The following is a 15,224-nucleotide window of genomic DNA, read 5'->3' as shown; positions in this document are numbered from 1 at the left end:
TATGGGACAGGAATTAAAAGTATTCATAAGCAAACTGTGGCCATTATTGGTTGTCCTCATAGTGATTCCAGCATTGAGTTTCGGGACTTGGTGGATTTCTCCTCAAAAATCTTTGGACGTAATGGTCTTAGATAAAACAGTTCCTAGAGCAAATTATAGAGAACATTCTGGACTTTTTTGGGCTTTGGATTATGATAAATACTTAAAACACAACGGTGAAGAGTACTTTAAGGAGAAAGACTATTTAGGTTTCTTTCCTTCAGAGGATAAAGAGAAAAAAGGTGAAGTAAATGATCTTGCCAAGCCTAACAAGAAGGATTTTGAAAAGCTAGCATCAGATTCTGACCTAATATATGTTGCTGATACTTATGGAGTCTATGAGAGAGATTTCTCCGGAGGTGACAATGAAATTGAAATCAATGAGAGAGTCTATGGTGGAATGAGTCAAGATGATGTGGATTTCCTTACTCTAGCCAAAGAGAAGGAGAAAACTATTATCGCTGAATACAATACGATGGCTTCTCCAACTCCTAAATCCATTCGAACACAGTTTGAAATGTTGATGGGTTTGAAATGGACTGGCTGGATAGCTCGATTTTTTGATGAACTGGATCCTGTAAAAAACGGAGATCTTCCTCAATGGTTGATCCAAAATTACTTGGCACAAAACCCAGGTGAATGGGCTTTTTGGGGCCCTGGATTGGTTTTTATCCATGAATCAGGAGAGATCCAAATCATGAAATATGATGAGGATTTTTCAAGTGAAACACCTCTAATAAGAACTCCTAGATTCAATAAATTAGGATATGATCTTCCAGAGGTAGTCCCTTATCCAGATTGGTTTGATATTGTTTTAATTGAGCGAGAATATGAAGTTATATCATATTTCGATATCGGTGTGACCAATCAAGGTTTGGAAAGGCTTCGTGAAATGGGATTGCCGAGATTTTTTCCTGCCGCAGTGGTCAGAGAAAATGGTGCTGGTAAAATGTTTTATTTCTCAGGAGATTTTTCCGACATGAGAGGGGATTTGGGCTCTGCTAAATTCAAAGGACTTCCATTCCTTTATAGAGGGCTGTATGTACCCGCCAATTACCGTGACAGACAAAGCTTCTTTTGGAATTATTACCTTCCATTGACCCGTCAAATTCTCGAAAAAACTTACGAAGGGTTGAATTAGTTAAGCTGATTTTTTGGCTCAGGATACAGCTTTCTGGTTTGAACCATGTAGTTGTTCTTATTCTTAAAGTCTTCAAACTCGCCTTTCAGTTGAGTCAAATCATCCGGTGAAATTATTGGATCAATTACCAGGTTATCAGAGACTTTAAATAGCTGACCGTCAGAATAAAACAAGTCTCCATGGATATAATCGATTAACTGATTTTTATTCCTCATCAAAGGCATGGCGATTCTGGATTGGAATGTTCTAGCGGTGTCCAAAACCTGACCCAACCAAGTCTTCTGCTCTGGAAGCTGGATACCAGCTTGATTTTTTAAGAATGATAGTAGGCTAGGGGTAATTTCAAAATGGCTGCTTACTCCTCTGAAGTATTCTTGACCTTTGAGTAGGGGAGAATAGATCATTAACGGCACATGAAATCTATCCAATCTATTGGACATGGGGATTTCAGGTAGTCTATGATCCCCAGTGATAATGAAAATCGTATTCTGGAATTCTGGCCTTTCTTTGTATTTGGTGATAAACTCTTTAACTGCATCATCCGCATACAATACAGTCATATAAATATCCTCATAAGCCATGTAATCTGAGATTTCAGAACTTGGAATATTAAGGTTTTGCTCCAGATGATTCTTCAACTTTTCTTGGTAAAAAGGTCTCTCAGGAACAATGTAAGGGTCATGAGAAGTTTGGGTTTGAAAAGTAATTACCTGTGGCTTAGAATAGCTTTGAGGTAATTTTTCCAGTCCATTTCTGAAAAGTTCTTTATCTGCAAAACCCCAGGTAAAATTCCCTGATGCGGCTGGAGCCTTGGAATATTTAGGATCGTAATCCTTTTCGTCTACAAACTGTACAGGCTTTTGATAATCAATGAAATTACCCACATGATCAAAGTTTTTGTCTGCACCAGTGAAATACCTAATCTCGTAATCATTATCTCTTAGAATACTGAGAAATGATTTATGATAAGGGAAGTTTTGATACAAATCCAAAAAACCTTTTTCTCCAAAAGGAAATCCTCCGAATACACCTGGTTGAAGTCCAAAAGTCCTACCAGTGGAAGAAATTGCATTCAGCCAAACCAAACTGTGCTGTTCCAAGGAATCTAAGAAAGGAGTGAAGCTTCCTAAATAGGCATCAGTACCCGAATAGGCCTTTCCAAAGCTTTCTAAGAAAATAAAAACGATATCTGGAGCTTGCTGAAGAGTATCAAAATAGGGACTTAATACATCAGGATATTCAGCAGTATGCAGAAATGGATAGGCGTCGCTTGTGTAGCTTTTTTGAACTACCATATCATCGGTGCCAGATCGCAGGTAGAAATCAAAATAATACTCGCCACCATACATGAAATAATCAAAAGATTGCTCAGTCAAAAACCTGGATTTATTGGTAATGATGTTTTCTTCAGTTTCATTAAGTACATGAGGTTTACCTAAGCCGAATAAAGAAAAAGTCAAAATCCCAGCTATCATCAAGCCAGACATAACACCATAGGTGGTCAATGAAAACCTAAACAGTTTTGTACCTAAATGAAATAAATAGAAGAGGAAGGCAAATAAAATGACAAGCCCTATCAGATTGAAAATATTCCATTGACCTGATGCTTTTACAGTCATTAAAAGATCATCGGGACTATAAGCGAACAAGTCTTTACCTAAAGGCAGTAAGGTCTTATAAAAGTAAAATACCAGACCGGTATGAATAACTACTAAAATCGATAGTACAAATTGATAGGAAATTTTAGCAAGTTTTCTTGAAAGAAGAGAGACTAAAATAAATAGTATAAATAAAATTCCTAAGAGATATAGGTGCCATCCAATATCTGATAAAAAACTATCCCAAAGGATTTCTTTGATGTCAAAATTTAGGGGATGATTTTCGAAAACTAAATAAATTTCCACCATCCTAATGGAAGTCATTAATAGTATAAAAATCAGGGATATACCCCAGAAGTTATTCAATAATGATTGTGTTCTAAATGGTAATGTGGAGCGTATCGCTGCCTTTTGAGACATAATTAATTGTCAAGTTTTAAGGATGAAGCGGAAAATATAGGGCAAAATCGGGTATCTTCAAGTATCAAAGATTGATATATGAGTAAATCCAACCTTTTGATCGAGTTGTATTCCAATTTAGGAACAACTGGAGCGCTGACTTTTAGTTCAAAAGCCCTTGTTAAAAAGATGATTTCCCAAGCCGACTTGTCTCAAGCAAGATTGATTGTAGAGATGGGGGGTGGTGACGGTAGTATTACCCAGGGTATTATTAACCAAATGCATCCAGAAGCTGAATTATTAGTTTTTGAGATTAATGAATCTTTTTGTGAGGCTATGAGATTGCAATTTCCGCAAGAAAATGTCAAAATCATCAATGACTCTGCTGGGAATTTGGACGAACATTTATTTGGGAGAAAAGTAGACTATATTTTCTCCTCGTTACCATTTTCATTCCTTTCCAAAGAGGTGACAGATGCAATTCTTTCTCAATCCAAACAAGCTTTGGGAACTAGTGGGGCCTTTATTCAAATTTGTTATTCCTACCTATTAAAGAACTTATTTAAGAAATACTTTAATCAGGTCAATGCCAGTTTCACTCTTAAAAATTTACCGCCGGCATTTGTGATGGTTTGTAAATAAGAGTCTTTAAAAAATCAGGATAAATCGAATCTTTTATCCCTGACTTTTGGTTACTAATTTATATCAAAACCTATTCACTTGGATATTTTAGAAACAGCCATTTTAGAGATGTGTAGAAAATATCAAGCAAAAAGTTTTCCTCCCTCAGAGGTAGTCCAATCGATGTATCCTGTGGATTGGAAATATTTTACTGAAGAGGTAAATCAAAAAGCTTGGGAACTTTACCAGAAAGGGGTTGTTTGTCTGACTCAAGATGGAAAGGCTGTGGATAAAAACCATTTTCCAAAAGCTGAGTTTTTGATTTACAAACCCAAGGATTCAAAGAAATGAATGAATTGAAATTGCCCAAGACAATTGTGGAAATTCCACAAGGATTGGATCTGATCACTTTAGGTGCAGGATGCTTTTGGTGTACTGAAGCTGTTTTTCAGAGATTGGAAGGAGTGGAGAAGGTAGTTTCCGGATATGCAGGTGGTCATATTGATAATCCAAGCTACGAGGCTATTTGTACAGGTACTACTGGACATGCTGAGGTTATTCAAGTTTACTATGACCCGAAGAAGATCAACTTGGTAGAGTTATTGGAAGTGTTTTGGATGACTCATGATCCTACTACCATTAATAGACAGGGGGCAGATGTGGGGCCTCAATACAGATCAGTGATATTTTATAATTCTGATATCCAGAAAGAAATTTCAACTGATCTAAAGCAGAAATTAAATGAAGCTCATGTTTTTCCTAGTCCGATTGTGACGGAAATCAGCCCATTTAGTAATTTCTATCCTGCGGAAAATTTTCACCAAGACTATTATAATTTAAATGGTCATCAACCTTATTGTCAAATAGTAGTCAAACCTAAAGTTGATAAGTTGAAGAAGTTTTTTGGTGAGAAATTGAAGAACTAATCCATTTTAAGTCCACTTTATAAGTGGACTTTTTTATTGGTTTAAAGCCTAAAATTCATGTTTTGATGTTGATTCTTTAACTTCAATTTGAATATTTTTTAGAAACTTTCGACAAGAATATAGTTTCAGATCCAAGAAAAAGAGGTACTTTTGCTGAATTTAACCTATTCCAAATAGCATGATAAGAACCAGAGCACAAGAGTCCAGAGCAGCGATTGAACGCTTGTACATCACTATGAGACACCTGTTTACCAGAGGCAGTTATAAGCCAATGGGAGTGTCGGGTGAAAGTTTAGTACAGGCATTAATGGTATTGAGCCCAGAGATTTATGGGACAATAACAGATACTGAGAAAGTAGAACTAGACGGACTCTTGTATGTGATGGAGAGATTGCCAAAAGGGATTGAAGAATGCCGTTTTGTAAGGCTTATCAGTCGTGAAGGCTATGAAACTTCACACCTGACTCCATTGGTTCCACCTAAAAGAAAAAGAAATTGCTACAGACTGGATGAGCAAGTGATGTATGTAGAAATGACCCGAGGAAGATCGGATATCTACGATATATTGACCCACTTGACATTTTTATACATCGAGTCCAACAAAATCTATCGAAACAGTACTGATCCAAAAGGAAAGATTTCCTTGAATTGGACAATGTTAGAAGAAGTTGTTCACAAAGAGGCGAGAGGAGAGGAATTTGATAAGGAAGCAGCTTCTGCTTATTTAAGTCATCTCATTGGCAGAACCTATGAGGAGACTGTCCGGGCAGTTGACAAATTTGGAAAAAGTAACAATTCAAACAGCTTGTTTTCCATTGTGTATAATATGGGGAAACTTGCTTTGGAAGAAGCTAAGCACCATTTAGATAGAGAAATATCATTCTCAGCTACTTTGAGAGAACGAATAGGACATCATGTTTATGGCGAGTTATGGGCAAAAAGAATCAAATCCACTTTGGATGAATTAAACTTGATCAAAAGGCCAATTCACATTATATCTGCTAATCTTCACTCTGTACTGAATACCATCTATGCTCCTCAAAAACTTGGATCCAAAACCTATGAAGAAATAGAGCAGGTAGCGATGGATATTTCAGTGAAATCAAAAGGAAATCATGGAAAAGCCATTTATGAGTATGCCTTGAAACATGGTTTTGTTGACCTTCCAGATGAATCAGGGACCAATATAGGAGCTCAAATCATCGATACAGCCAAACTTGAAAAGAGCGAGCTTTTACCAGGGATTCTACTCCCTGAAGAGGAGGATAAGAAACCAGTTTTTGTCGTGATGGATTATGCATTTGGTGAGCAAGCATATGAATGCTTTGACGAATTGCTGAAACCTTACAAAAAAGATGGAAAAGCCATTCCATTGAATGTAGTCTCTACTTCAATCATGGGGAAAGCTGGTATACTTTACGGTGGCAAAGGGGATTTGATGATTCCAGATGCCCATGTTTTCGAAGGAACTGCAGATAATTATCCTTTCAAAAACGAACTCAAAAAATCAGATTTTGAAGGTTTTGGGTTAGGAGTTTATTCTGGAAGTATGGTGACAGTTTTGGGAACTTCCCTTCAAAATAAAGATATCCTCAGCTACTTTATGGAATCTTCTTGGAATGCGATTGGACTTGAAATGGAAGGAGCTCATTATCAAAAAGCCATTCAGTCAGCCTCTAAAATCAGAAAGAGCATCAGGTCCAATGTGAAAGTCTTGTATGCTTACTATGCTTCTGATAACCCCTTAGAAACAGGAAGTACCCTTGCTTCTGGCGCTTTGGGGATGGATGGTGTGAGACCAACTTACTTAATCACCTTCAAAATACTGGAGAAGTTATTCAAATAAGGAATAGAAAGTAAGACCGGTTGTAGCAGCCGGTCTTTTTTATTCGTATTTGGGGAAAGTTGATTTATGAGAAGAAAGCTAGTAATAGGTATTATCCTTTTGATTTTTGGGGCTTGTCAAGAAAATGGAAATCCCAATTTGATGGAGTTTTATTGGGAGCAAACTGGTTGTGCTGACCCTTGGGTTGTCAACTCAAACCTTTCTAATAAAACATTGAAATCGGCTGTCGAAGAATACTTAAAAAATGAAGGAGTTGTTGGCGCCAGATTTACGTCAATACAAACAGAATGGTCAGGGGCGGTATGTTTAGCCTGTCATTGTAAAACGGGGCAATGGATTTATGTTTCCGCTCCATTAAGTCAAAAGGAGAAAATGTTAGAGCTAGGTTTCCTGGAAAAGGATTAGGACACTATTTAGTCGTTTTCAACTCTGGTGGAATGCAACATATCCAATCTCCAACCATTTTGAGTTTTGATAGCTGTGGCACTTTCTAGCCAATGAATTTCTCGAATCACCTCACCATTTCTGCTTATTGTCGCAAAATTATGATAAGCAATCCATCCTCGATTTCCTTCTACTTTGGTTTCTATAAATTCAAATCTGTTCGTTCTGGTAGGTCGATCTTCATTTTTTAAAGCCTTTTCGAAATACCCTCGGATAATTTCATTGTTCCAGACCTCTCCGTTTTCTAAAAGGATAAAATCTTCAGTATAAAACTCTGATAATTTTCCAGAATCAAAATTGGAAAAAAGGTGATCAAATGAGTTTTGTATAAGTTCCTGAATAGCTTTTTCATCAGATTTGTTTTGGGAAAAAGCTCCAAAAGAAATCGTAATAAAGATCGTAATAAGAAAGGTTGATTTAATTGGGTTCATATTTTATAGTTTATTAAAAAAGCGCATGATTAAAGATACCATGCGCTTCCAGTTTATTGCAAATTTGATTTCAATGGGGGAGGTCCATCAGGAACCATTCCTTCATATACATAATCACCCAAATGTTCTTTGAAGTCAGCTTTTACTGCTTCAACCAATTCTGGGTTTTTAAATAGATCAACCATGGTCATGGATAATGCTTTTGCTGCATAAGCCATTCCTTTATGTCCGATTGACATACCTCCGGCAGCAACTACCGCCCAAGAGTGCCAAGGTGTACCATTTGGAGCAGTTGTGGCAGAAAGTCTGATAGTAGGAACTACATAACTAACATCACCCACATCGGTACTTCCACCCATACTGTGTTCAGCAGTCTCTTCCATTGGCTCAATTACTGAAACCAATCCAATTTGAGGCTTTCCAGTAGCTTCCTGGATCTTTTTAGCAAAATCTTGTTCTTCTTCAGTGTAGGAAATAGCACCTAAAGTTTCTAGGTTTTTCTGAAGGGCAGCAGACCCGGTTCTATTCACCAATACTTCATGAATGCCAGAAATCAAGCTTACCTTATAATCTACATTGGCCAATATCGCGGCACCTTCTGCCATAGCTTTGACTCTTTCATATACTGGCATCAAGCCTTCACGACTACTGTCTCTCACACGAACCCAAATTCTACTGTAATCAGGAACTACGTTTACAACCTGACCAGCATCCTGGATATGGTAGTGAATCCTAACAGTTGGTTTGATATGCTCTCTGTAATAGTTGATCCCATTGGAATACAATTCCAAAGCATCACTAGCGCTTCTACCGTTCCAAGGATCAGCTGCAGCATGAGCTGCCTGACCAAAGAATTCTACTTGGAAATCAACCAAAGCCAATCCTTTTTGAACTGCAGCTTTTGTTTCAGCAGCCGGATGCCAGTCCATCACAACATCTACATCATCAAATAATCCTGCACGAATCATCCAAAGCTTTCCAAAGAACTTCTCTTCAGCTGGTGTACCATAAAAACGAACTGTTCCTTGGATTTTACCTTCATCGATTAAGTCTTTGATAGAAGCTGCCGCTCCTAAAGAAGCTACACCAAATAGGTTGTGACCGCATCCGTGGCCAGGAGAACCTTCATGTAAAGGGCTTTTGAAAGGGACTTTATTTTGGGAAAGTCCTGGCAATGCATCAAACTCACCTAAAATCCCAATTACTGGTTTTCCAGACCCATACTCTGCCACAAAAGCGGTAGGAATTTCGCCAACTCCTCTTGTTACTTTAAACCCTAAAGACTCCGCATAATCAGATAAAGCAGCGGCAGATTGAGTTTCTTGGAATGCAATTTCTTCAAAAGACCAAATCTGATCACTCAAATTGGTTAATTCAGCGAAACGTTTATCCACTGAGGCCTGAACCTCTTCCTTAAGCGGATCAGGTTTAGATTTTTTTTGAGCTTGTACAGGAAATACAGCTCCAAACCCCAAGACCATTCCTAGGATAGGTAAGTAAATTTTTCTCATTTGGTTGGTTGTTTTTACTGCCTTTAAAGTAAACAAAATGCTTGGGTTTTATCGAAGGAATTTGAAGTAATGGTTCTAAAACAGACAGTATCTTTTGAAAAAATATGACATATCAAAAAAGGCAGCTCTAAAGCTGCCTTTTTCATAGATTTTTTCGTCTTGATTGCGAAAAGTGGTTTTACCAAGCTATTCCGTAATCATCTCCATAATCGCTGGATCCACCCCAGAAACTTCCATGCTTCCAGTCAAACCAGATGGCATTCAAAGGACCAGAGGTTTTATTCCATAATTCGATTTTGTAACCTCTTCCTGCCAATTCCTTGGTGATCCAAGATGGTGTGTCTTCTCTCAAAACGATAGCGCCAGGTCGAATTTCATGATCACCAAATGAACTTTGCATTTGATATGAATTGAAATTGGCTGCTTCAGTAGCTTCTTGGATGTCCATTCCAAATTCTACCACATTTAAGAATAATTGCAATAGGTTTTGATCTTGGGAATCCCCACCTTGAACAGCGAATGCCAAGAATGGCTTTCCATCTTTCATAGCTAAGCTTGGAGTTAATGTCACTCTAGGTCTTTTTCCAGGTTCAGGTAAGTTGTATGGATTGAGATTTTCGTCCAAAACGAAACTTTGCATTCTTTGAGAAAGGCCAACGCCTGTATTTCCTGCAACTACAGCTGGTATCCAACCACCACTTGGAGTTACTGAAACGACCCAGCCTTCCGCATCAGCTGTTTCCACAGAAGTAGTTCCACTCTGAAAGTCCTGGATGAACTTTGGATCCAATTCCTGATTAAAGTCTTCTGGATTCAATGCTGCTATTCCTTGTTGATTCTTTTTGAGAATATCAGAATAAGGATTTGTCCCATTTTGGTATGGATAGGGGTCACCTGGACCTATTTTAGGATCATTTATATCACCAATCAACTTAGCTCGATCCTTCGCATAGTCTTTGGAAAGTAGTCCTTCCATGGGAGAATCTACATAGGCTGGATCACCATAGTAAAAGTCTCTGTCCGCAAAGGCCAAACTCATTGCCTGGTAAACTGTATTGATATAATTAGCGGAATTATAGCCCATTGACTTCAGGTCAAAATTTTCCAGGATGTTTAAAGATTGAAGCAATGCAGGACCTTGAGTCCATTCCTGAAGTTTGTATACGTCAATGCCTTTATAATTTACATGTAGGGGTTCTTCGATTTTCACTTTCCAATTTGCCAAATCAGATTCAGTGAATAATCCCCCTTGCTCTCGAGTACCTCTTACAATCTCTTTTGCGATATCTCCTTTGTAAAAGCGATCATAGGCAGCGTAAATCGCTTCTTTTCTGGATTTTCCAGCTGCTAAAGCTTCTTTTTCTGCCTGAACCATTTTGGAAAGCGTTTCATATAGGTCGTCTTGTACAAAGATCTCACCCACTTCAGGAGCTTCTCTTTCTTCACCTAAATGAGGAAGGAAAATCTTTTTAGAATATGGCCATTGCTTGATCCTTGCCTTTTGAGCCTCCATGGCATTGGCAGTTTGAGCTTCTAAAGGATATCCTTTTGCCAAATCCATTGACGGTTTTAGAATTTGTTCCAAACTCATGGTTCCATACTCAGCAAGCATGGTCATGATTCCACCGGGAGTTCCTGGAGTGGTCGCTGCTAATGGTCCAAATTGAGGTGGGTAATCCATTCCTTGAGATTTGTAATATTCCACAGTGGCACCTGTTGGAGCGTATCCCAAAGCATTGATAGCGATAACTTTTTTGGTATGAGGATTATAAATCAAAGCTTGAGTTTCTCCTCCCCATGATAGTACATCCCACATCGTACTAGTAGCTGCAATCATGGCGCAAGCTGCATCAACAGCATTACCGCCTTGCTGGAAAATGGAAGCGCCAGCAGTTGCCGCTAAGGGCTTTCCTGTGATGGCAACCCAGTTTTTACCATGTAGAATTGGTTTGTTATTGGGAGTTGTTCCTGCTCCTAATCCTGGTAGACCCTGTCCATAAAGGTTCCAGGAAATCAAAAAGGTGGCAATCAGGTAAAGTTTTTTCATAATTGGGTGAATGGTTTAATTGGTGGTTTCATCAAGTAATTGGCTCATGATGGGTTCAAAACCTGGAAATTGTGAATTATAATAGGTGAAAACTTTAAAGATATCACTGGCTTGTTTTACATCCAGGTTGTTTTCATCGGCATAGTCCTTCATTTTTTGTGCTTGATCCTCAAAAATCAGGTAAAATTTCTTCCTGTTTTTAGGGATTTCCATCAGATCCTTTCCTATCAGGTAATAATAATAATTCCTTTTGATGATTTGATCATTTCTTTCACCAACCATCAAAGCAGCATTATAATTGGATTCTTTTAGGACAGCCATCGTCCTTCTCATCAATGGAAGTTCTCCCTCAACCAATACTTCGAAAAAGCCTGAGATAGGAACTCCTTCATCCAAAAAGTCCATTCCATTTACGAAATATCGTGGGACTTTATAGGTAGAGTCAACCCATACAATATTTTGGATTCGGAGACCAGGCATCACTGATACCAGATTGTTTTCAGGCTCCATCAACTCAAACATATTGGAAACAATATTATATCGTACTCTGAAACCTTCCAGCATTTGTTGATCACGATAAAGGAGAATAGAAGCCGCATTCCATTTTGTGTCTAAATAGTTATTCCCCTCAACTTTTTTTGGTTCTGGCGGAATACCCATGATCATATTGCCTCCAACGAAATTGGGACGGTCGTTCATCAGAGCCACAATATTATTAGATCGAATAGACTTTTGTAAAGCAGCTCCAGAACCTTCTGCTCCAAAACGAGTCAAAACGACTTCTTCCAAATCAATATCTTCTTTTAGATCGATCACCTTTTCCAATTTATTATACCCATCTAGATTAAAGCTGATAATGTATCTTCCTTCAGGTATTTCTGAAAATTGAAAAAGCCCACCAGCAGCACTTACACGGCCATAGGCTGTTCCTTTTAAAGTGATTGAAACCTCATCTAGAAAGTTCTTTGACTCTGAGTCAATGGTCTTTCCTGAGATATTAAATACCTGTCCAAAAAGCTGTGGAGAAATAAAAAGTAGGAGCAGGCAAAACAATAATCGATTTGCGGGTTTAGGTAGCATAGAAGGATTAGATTGGGTAAATAATATAGCTTTTTAAAAGTTACACAGATAATCTTGTGAAAGCAATGCTCGTAAAAACTAGAATTCACCGACTAAACTTTTGCAAATTGGCTTTCTGAACGAATTCCCACTATATTTGGTCAGGCTGAAGCCGAAAGTTTTTCATTCTAAAATTATCCCAATTTGGATTTCTCTTCATTTAATTTTGAACCTGCACTTCAGGAAGGTCTTGATGCTATGGGGTTCGAACAACCCACTCCAATTCAGGAAAAGTCAATCCCTGTAATCCTTCAAAATAAAGACTTGATTGCTTGTGCTCAGACAGGAACAGGTAAAACAGCTGCTTTTATTCTTCCAGTTTTAAATAAAATATGCCAGTCAGGTTCTAGTTCTTTGAACACATTGATACTTGCACCTACGAGGGAATTGGCAATTCAAATAGATCAGCAAATTCAAGGTTTTGCATATTTCTTGGGAATTAGTTCTATCCCTGTTTATGGAGGGGGAGATGGTGTAGTTTGGGAACAACAAAAAAGAGCTTTGGTGACTGGTGCTGAAATCGTGGTCGCTACTCCGGGTAGATTAATCGCATTATTAGCTGGAGGAAAAATTGATTTAAAATCTCTTAAGCACCTGATTTTAGATGAAGCCGATAGAATGATGGATATGGGATTTTCTGATGATATTTTGAAAATCGTCAATTATCTCCCTAAGAACAGACAAACCATTCTCTTTTCAGCCACTATGCCCCCAAAAATCAGGCAGTTTAGTATGAAAATATTAAATCAACCTGAAGAGATTTCAATTGCTATTGGAAAAACTGCTGAAGGGGTTACACAGTCCTTTTATTCTGTCTACGATACACAGAAAGAGGATTTAGTAGCAAATATACTTTCTCAGAAATCTTATGAGGCCGTAATAATTTTTTCTTCTACCAAAGAGAAGGTAAAAAACCTATATAGGGCATTAAGAAAGAAATTTGATGTTGAAGCCTTTCACTCAGATTTGGATCAGGTGGAACGTGAGAAGATCATGTCAGCTTTCAAAAACAAGTCTGTAAAGATTTTGATTGGAACTGATATTATTTCAAGGGGTATAGATGTTGTGGGAATTGAATTGGTCATCAATTATGACACTCCAAGCGATCCAGAGGATTATGTTCACAGAGTCGGCAGGACTGCTAGAGCTGACAAAGAAGGGGAGGCTATCACTTTTGTAAATCCTAAGGATCAATACAAGTTTACCAGAATTGAAAACCTAATCGGGATGGAGGTGAATCAATTGCCTTTGCCTGAAGGAATGGAAACTGGACCTACTTACAGCCGCGAGCCCAAAAAGTCAAAATCTGGAAATAAAGGAAGCTTTAAAAAGAAGCCATTCAATAAAAACCCGAAAAGTAACTTCAAGAAAAGAAGTAATGATCAAGCTTCTTCCCAACCACAACAATCTAAGCCGAATCAGGAGCCAAATCCAAGTGGAACAGCCAAAAAACCAGGCAGATTTGGTCCAAGAAAGAATGTGGTAGATAATGGGGAATAAGCTCTAAATATTGGAATTGTCCATGGCAACTGGTAACTTTTAGAACAGATCTAAAATTTTTCATGTCATGGACTTTGTTAAATATAAAAGCCGTGGCTCCAGCGTTGCATTTTTACAGGAGCTCCTGGCAAAATTAGGTTATCAAATTACAGCTACTGGTTATTTTGGAAAAAGTACTGAGTTAGCTGTTATTGATTTTCAATCCAAAAACCATCTAGTGGTAGATGGCAAAGTGGGTATTAAAACTTGGACTATAATTATTGAAAAAACCAATCCTGCTGATGCCTTTGGTGGCAAATTTTTGGAAGAACAGGATTTAATAAATTTCGCGGATCAATACGGACTTGAATTGGCTGCAGTCAAAGCTGTCAATGAAGTAGAAAGCAGCGGAAAAGGCTTTTTAATTGATGGTCGGCCCAAAATTCTATTTGAAGGTCATATTTTTTGGAAGGAACTGAAAAATAGAGGAGTGGATCCTACTTCTCTTTCCAATTTTAATAATTCTGATATTCTCTATCCTAAATGGACCAAACAGCATTATTTAGGAGGAACGAGAGAATATGAAAGACTTGAAAAAGCGGTTAATCTTGGAGTTAATCCAATGATCAAAGACGCAGCACTAGCATCTTGTTCCTGGGGGAGCTATCAAATTATGGGGTTTCATTATAATGCTTTAGGATATGACTCTATTTCAGAATTTGTGGATGAAATGGAAAAACATGAGCGAAATCATCTGGAAGCATTTGGTAAATATTTACTAAAATTCGGATGTTTAGTTCACCTAAAATCTCTCAATTGGACTAAGTTTGCCATATGTTATAATGGACCTGCTCAAGCTCAAAACAAATATGATGAGAAAATGGAAAGAGCTTACCTCCGTTATAAATAATGACCAATCACAAATTTTTAAAGTTTATCACCAACCATGCTTAAATCTTTAACAGAACTATTCGAACGTGATTTAAAACGTTTGCAAAATGAATTGAAAGCCTTCCAATCCGAAGAAAAACTTTGGGAAACAACAGGAGTAATTACCAATTCATCTGGTAACCTTGCCCTTCATTTAATCGGTAACCTTCGAACATTTATCTGCCATGATATGGGAGGCTTTGATTATGTAAGAGACCGAGAGTTTGAATTCAATGGAAAAGGGGTATATAGAGATGAAATGCTTGAAGAAATTAATTTGGTTATCAAACAAGTTACAAGCAGTTTGGAAGGATTATCGGATCAAAAATTGGATGAATTATATCCAGATGAAAAATTTGGTAGACCAATGACTTATGCTTTCTTTTTGAATCACTTATATGGTCATTTCAACTATCATCTAGGACAAATAAATTACCTCAGAAGGGCATTAGAAGCTTAAAAAAACAATATAGTTTTATATGTTTTTTCTTAAAATTAGGGCCAAAATTGTTGGGGAAAGTTTTTTTATAATCTTGGAACATAGAAAAAGGATAAGACAAGGCTTCTATGTTTGGCACTTTTGAAAGACCAAAAGTCCCCCAAAGTCTTTTGCTTGAATTGGCTTGAAAATGCCTTCGGTCATTTTCTGCCGGTTTGGGTCAAACGCTAAAAATCGCCGGATTTCCGAACAAG

Annotated in this window: 14 protein-coding genes; 9 read left to right on the top strand and 5 right to left on the bottom strand. The window is 37.7% G+C overall.

Going from position 1 to position 15,224, the window contains the following annotated elements; all coding sequences use genetic code 11:
- Nucleotide 1: 1 nt before the first annotated feature.
- The gene (locus tag BUF13_RS03155) at nucleotides 2–1,180 is read left to right on the top strand and encodes a hypothetical protein (RefSeq protein WP_073570279.1); all 1,179 of its coding nucleotides are present in this window, start codon (nucleotides 2–4) and stop codon (nucleotides 1,178–1,180) included.
- On the opposite strand, the gene BUF13_RS03150 is transcribed toward BUF13_RS03155, so the two are convergent.
- The gene (locus tag BUF13_RS03150) at nucleotides 1,177–2,799 is read right to left on the bottom strand and encodes an LTA synthase family protein (RefSeq protein WP_166669805.1); all 1,623 of its coding nucleotides are present in this window, start codon (nucleotides 2,797–2,799) and stop codon (nucleotides 1,177–1,179) included. The genes BUF13_RS03155 and BUF13_RS03150 overlap by 4 nt on opposite strands.
- Nucleotides 2,800–3,276: 477 nt before the next feature.
- Here BUF13_RS03150 and BUF13_RS03145 point away from each other — a divergent pair, with 477 nt between their 5' ends.
- The 5 genes from BUF13_RS03145 (at nucleotide 3,277) to BUF13_RS03125 (ending at nucleotide 6,975) form a co-directional block, all read left to right on the top strand.
- Complete coding sequence (locus tag BUF13_RS03145; protein WP_073570277.1) at nucleotides 3,277–3,819, top strand: class I SAM-dependent methyltransferase; 543 nt, start codon at nucleotides 3,277–3,279, stop codon at nucleotides 3,817–3,819.
- 78 nt (nucleotides 3,820–3,897) lie between these two features.
- The gene (locus BUF13_RS03140) at nucleotides 3,898–4,149 is read left to right on the top strand and encodes a DUF3253 domain-containing protein (RefSeq protein ID WP_134204316.1); all 252 of its coding nucleotides are present in this window, start codon (nucleotides 3,898–3,900) and stop codon (nucleotides 4,147–4,149) included.
- On the top strand, nucleotides 4,146–4,724 hold the full coding sequence (gene msrA, locus BUF13_RS03135) for a peptide-methionine (S)-S-oxide reductase MsrA (RefSeq protein ID WP_073570275.1): 579 nt from the start codon (nucleotides 4,146–4,148) through the stop codon (nucleotides 4,722–4,724). Before BUF13_RS03140 ends, msrA begins: the two co-directional genes overlap by 4 nt.
- A gap of 178 nt (nucleotides 4,725–4,902) precedes the next feature.
- On the top strand, nucleotides 4,903–6,570 hold the full coding sequence (locus tag BUF13_RS03130; RefSeq protein ID WP_073570274.1) for a DUF6909 family protein: 1,668 nt from the start codon (nucleotides 4,903–4,905) through the stop codon (nucleotides 6,568–6,570).
- A gap of 66 nt (nucleotides 6,571–6,636) precedes the next feature.
- Nucleotides 6,637–6,975, top strand: a complete 339-nt coding sequence (locus BUF13_RS03125; protein ID WP_073570273.1) for a hypothetical protein — start codon at nucleotides 6,637–6,639, stop codon at nucleotides 6,973–6,975.
- Nucleotides 6,976–6,983: 8 nt separating this feature from the next.
- On the opposite strand, the gene BUF13_RS03120 is transcribed toward BUF13_RS03125, so the two are convergent.
- The 4 genes from BUF13_RS03120 to BUF13_RS03105 all read right to left on the bottom strand — a co-directional run bounded on the left by BUF13_RS03120 (nucleotide 6,984) and on the right by BUF13_RS03105 (nucleotide 12,083).
- Complete coding sequence (locus BUF13_RS03120; RefSeq protein ID WP_243839688.1) at nucleotides 6,984–7,445, bottom strand: DUF4440 domain-containing protein; 462 nt, start codon at nucleotides 7,443–7,445, stop codon at nucleotides 6,984–6,986.
- Nucleotides 7,446–7,498: 53 nt separating this feature from the next.
- The gene (locus tag BUF13_RS03115; protein ID WP_073570272.1) at nucleotides 7,499–8,956 is read right to left on the bottom strand and encodes an amidohydrolase; all 1,458 of its coding nucleotides are present in this window, start codon (nucleotides 8,954–8,956) and stop codon (nucleotides 7,499–7,501) included.
- 178 nt (nucleotides 8,957–9,134) lie between these two features.
- The gene (locus BUF13_RS03110) at nucleotides 9,135–11,003 is read right to left on the bottom strand and encodes a gamma-glutamyltransferase family protein (protein WP_073570271.1); all 1,869 of its coding nucleotides are present in this window, start codon (nucleotides 11,001–11,003) and stop codon (nucleotides 9,135–9,137) included.
- A gap of 15 nt (nucleotides 11,004–11,018) precedes the next feature.
- Nucleotides 11,019–12,083 carry a carboxypeptidase-like regulatory domain-containing protein gene (locus BUF13_RS03105; protein ID WP_073570270.1) on the bottom strand — a complete coding sequence of 355 codons (1,065 nt, stop codon included), beginning with the start codon at nucleotides 12,081–12,083 and terminating at the stop codon, nucleotides 11,019–11,021.
- A gap of 183 nt (nucleotides 12,084–12,266) precedes the next feature.
- Between BUF13_RS03105 and BUF13_RS03100 the strand changes: the two genes are divergently transcribed.
- The 3 genes from BUF13_RS03100 to BUF13_RS03090 all read left to right on the top strand — a co-directional run bounded on the left by BUF13_RS03100 (nucleotide 12,267) and on the right by BUF13_RS03090 (nucleotide 14,991).
- Nucleotides 12,267–13,622, top strand: a complete 1,356-nt coding sequence (locus tag BUF13_RS03100) for a DEAD/DEAH box helicase (protein WP_073570269.1) — start codon at nucleotides 12,267–12,269, stop codon at nucleotides 13,620–13,622.
- Between the two features lie 67 nt (nucleotides 13,623–13,689).
- Nucleotides 13,690–14,511, top strand: a complete 822-nt coding sequence (locus tag BUF13_RS03095) for an N-acetylmuramidase domain-containing protein (RefSeq protein WP_073570268.1) — start codon at nucleotides 13,690–13,692, stop codon at nucleotides 14,509–14,511.
- 36 nt (nucleotides 14,512–14,547) lie between these two features.
- The gene (locus tag BUF13_RS03090) at nucleotides 14,548–14,991 is read left to right on the top strand and encodes a DinB family protein (protein WP_073570267.1); all 444 of its coding nucleotides are present in this window, start codon (nucleotides 14,548–14,550) and stop codon (nucleotides 14,989–14,991) included.
- Nucleotides 14,992–15,224 lie beyond the last annotated feature (233 nt).

The sequence above is a fragment of the Algoriphagus zhangzhouensis genome, from assembly GCF_900148515.1.
Classification (GTDB): Bacteria; Bacteroidota; Bacteroidia; order Cytophagales; family Cyclobacteriaceae; genus Algoriphagus; species Algoriphagus zhangzhouensis.
The sequence above is the reverse complement of the archived record's forward strand: the minus strand, read 5'-3'. Positions and strand labels throughout refer to the sequence as shown.

What these genes read in the sequence shown, in the direction of transcription:
- BUF13_RS03155 (WP_073570279.1), top strand. Translation starts at nt 2, where the DNA reads ATGGGACAGGAATTAAAAGTATTCATAAGCAAACTGTGGCCATTATTG.
- BUF13_RS03150 (WP_166669805.1), bottom strand. Translation starts at nt 2,799, where the DNA reads ATGACTGTAAAAGCATCAGGTCAATGGAATATTTTCAATCTGATAGGG.
- BUF13_RS03145 (WP_073570277.1), top strand. Translation starts at nt 3,277, where the DNA reads ATGAGTAAATCCAACCTTTTGATCGAGTTGTATTCCAATTTAGGAACA.
- msrA (WP_073570275.1), top strand. Translation starts at nt 4,146, where the DNA reads ATGAATGAATTGAAATTGCCCAAGACAATTGTGGAAATTCCACAAGGA.
- BUF13_RS03130 (WP_073570274.1), top strand. Translation starts at nt 4,903, where the DNA reads ATGATAAGAACCAGAGCACAAGAGTCCAGAGCAGCGATTGAACGCTTG.
- BUF13_RS03125 (WP_073570273.1), top strand. Translation starts at nt 6,637, where the DNA reads ATGAGAAGAAAGCTAGTAATAGGTATTATCCTTTTGATTTTTGGGGCT.
- BUF13_RS03120 (WP_243839688.1), bottom strand. Translation starts at nt 7,445, where the DNA reads ATGAACCCAATTAAATCAACCTTTCTTATTACGATCTTTATTACGATT.
- BUF13_RS03115 (WP_073570272.1), bottom strand. Translation starts at nt 8,956, where the DNA reads ATGAGAAAAATTTACTTACCTATCCTAGGAATGGTCTTGGGGTTTGGA.
- BUF13_RS03110 (WP_073570271.1), bottom strand. Translation starts at nt 11,003, where the DNA reads ATGAAAAAACTTTACCTGATTGCCACCTTTTTGATTTCCTGGAACCTT.
- BUF13_RS03105 (WP_073570270.1), bottom strand. Translation starts at nt 12,083, where the DNA reads ATGCTACCTAAACCCGCAAATCGATTATTGTTTTGCCTGCTCCTACTT.
- BUF13_RS03095 (WP_073570268.1), top strand. Translation starts at nt 13,690, where the DNA reads ATGGACTTTGTTAAATATAAAAGCCGTGGCTCCAGCGTTGCATTTTTA.
- BUF13_RS03090 (WP_073570267.1), top strand. Translation starts at nt 14,548, where the DNA reads ATGCTTAAATCTTTAACAGAACTATTCGAACGTGATTTAAAACGTTTG.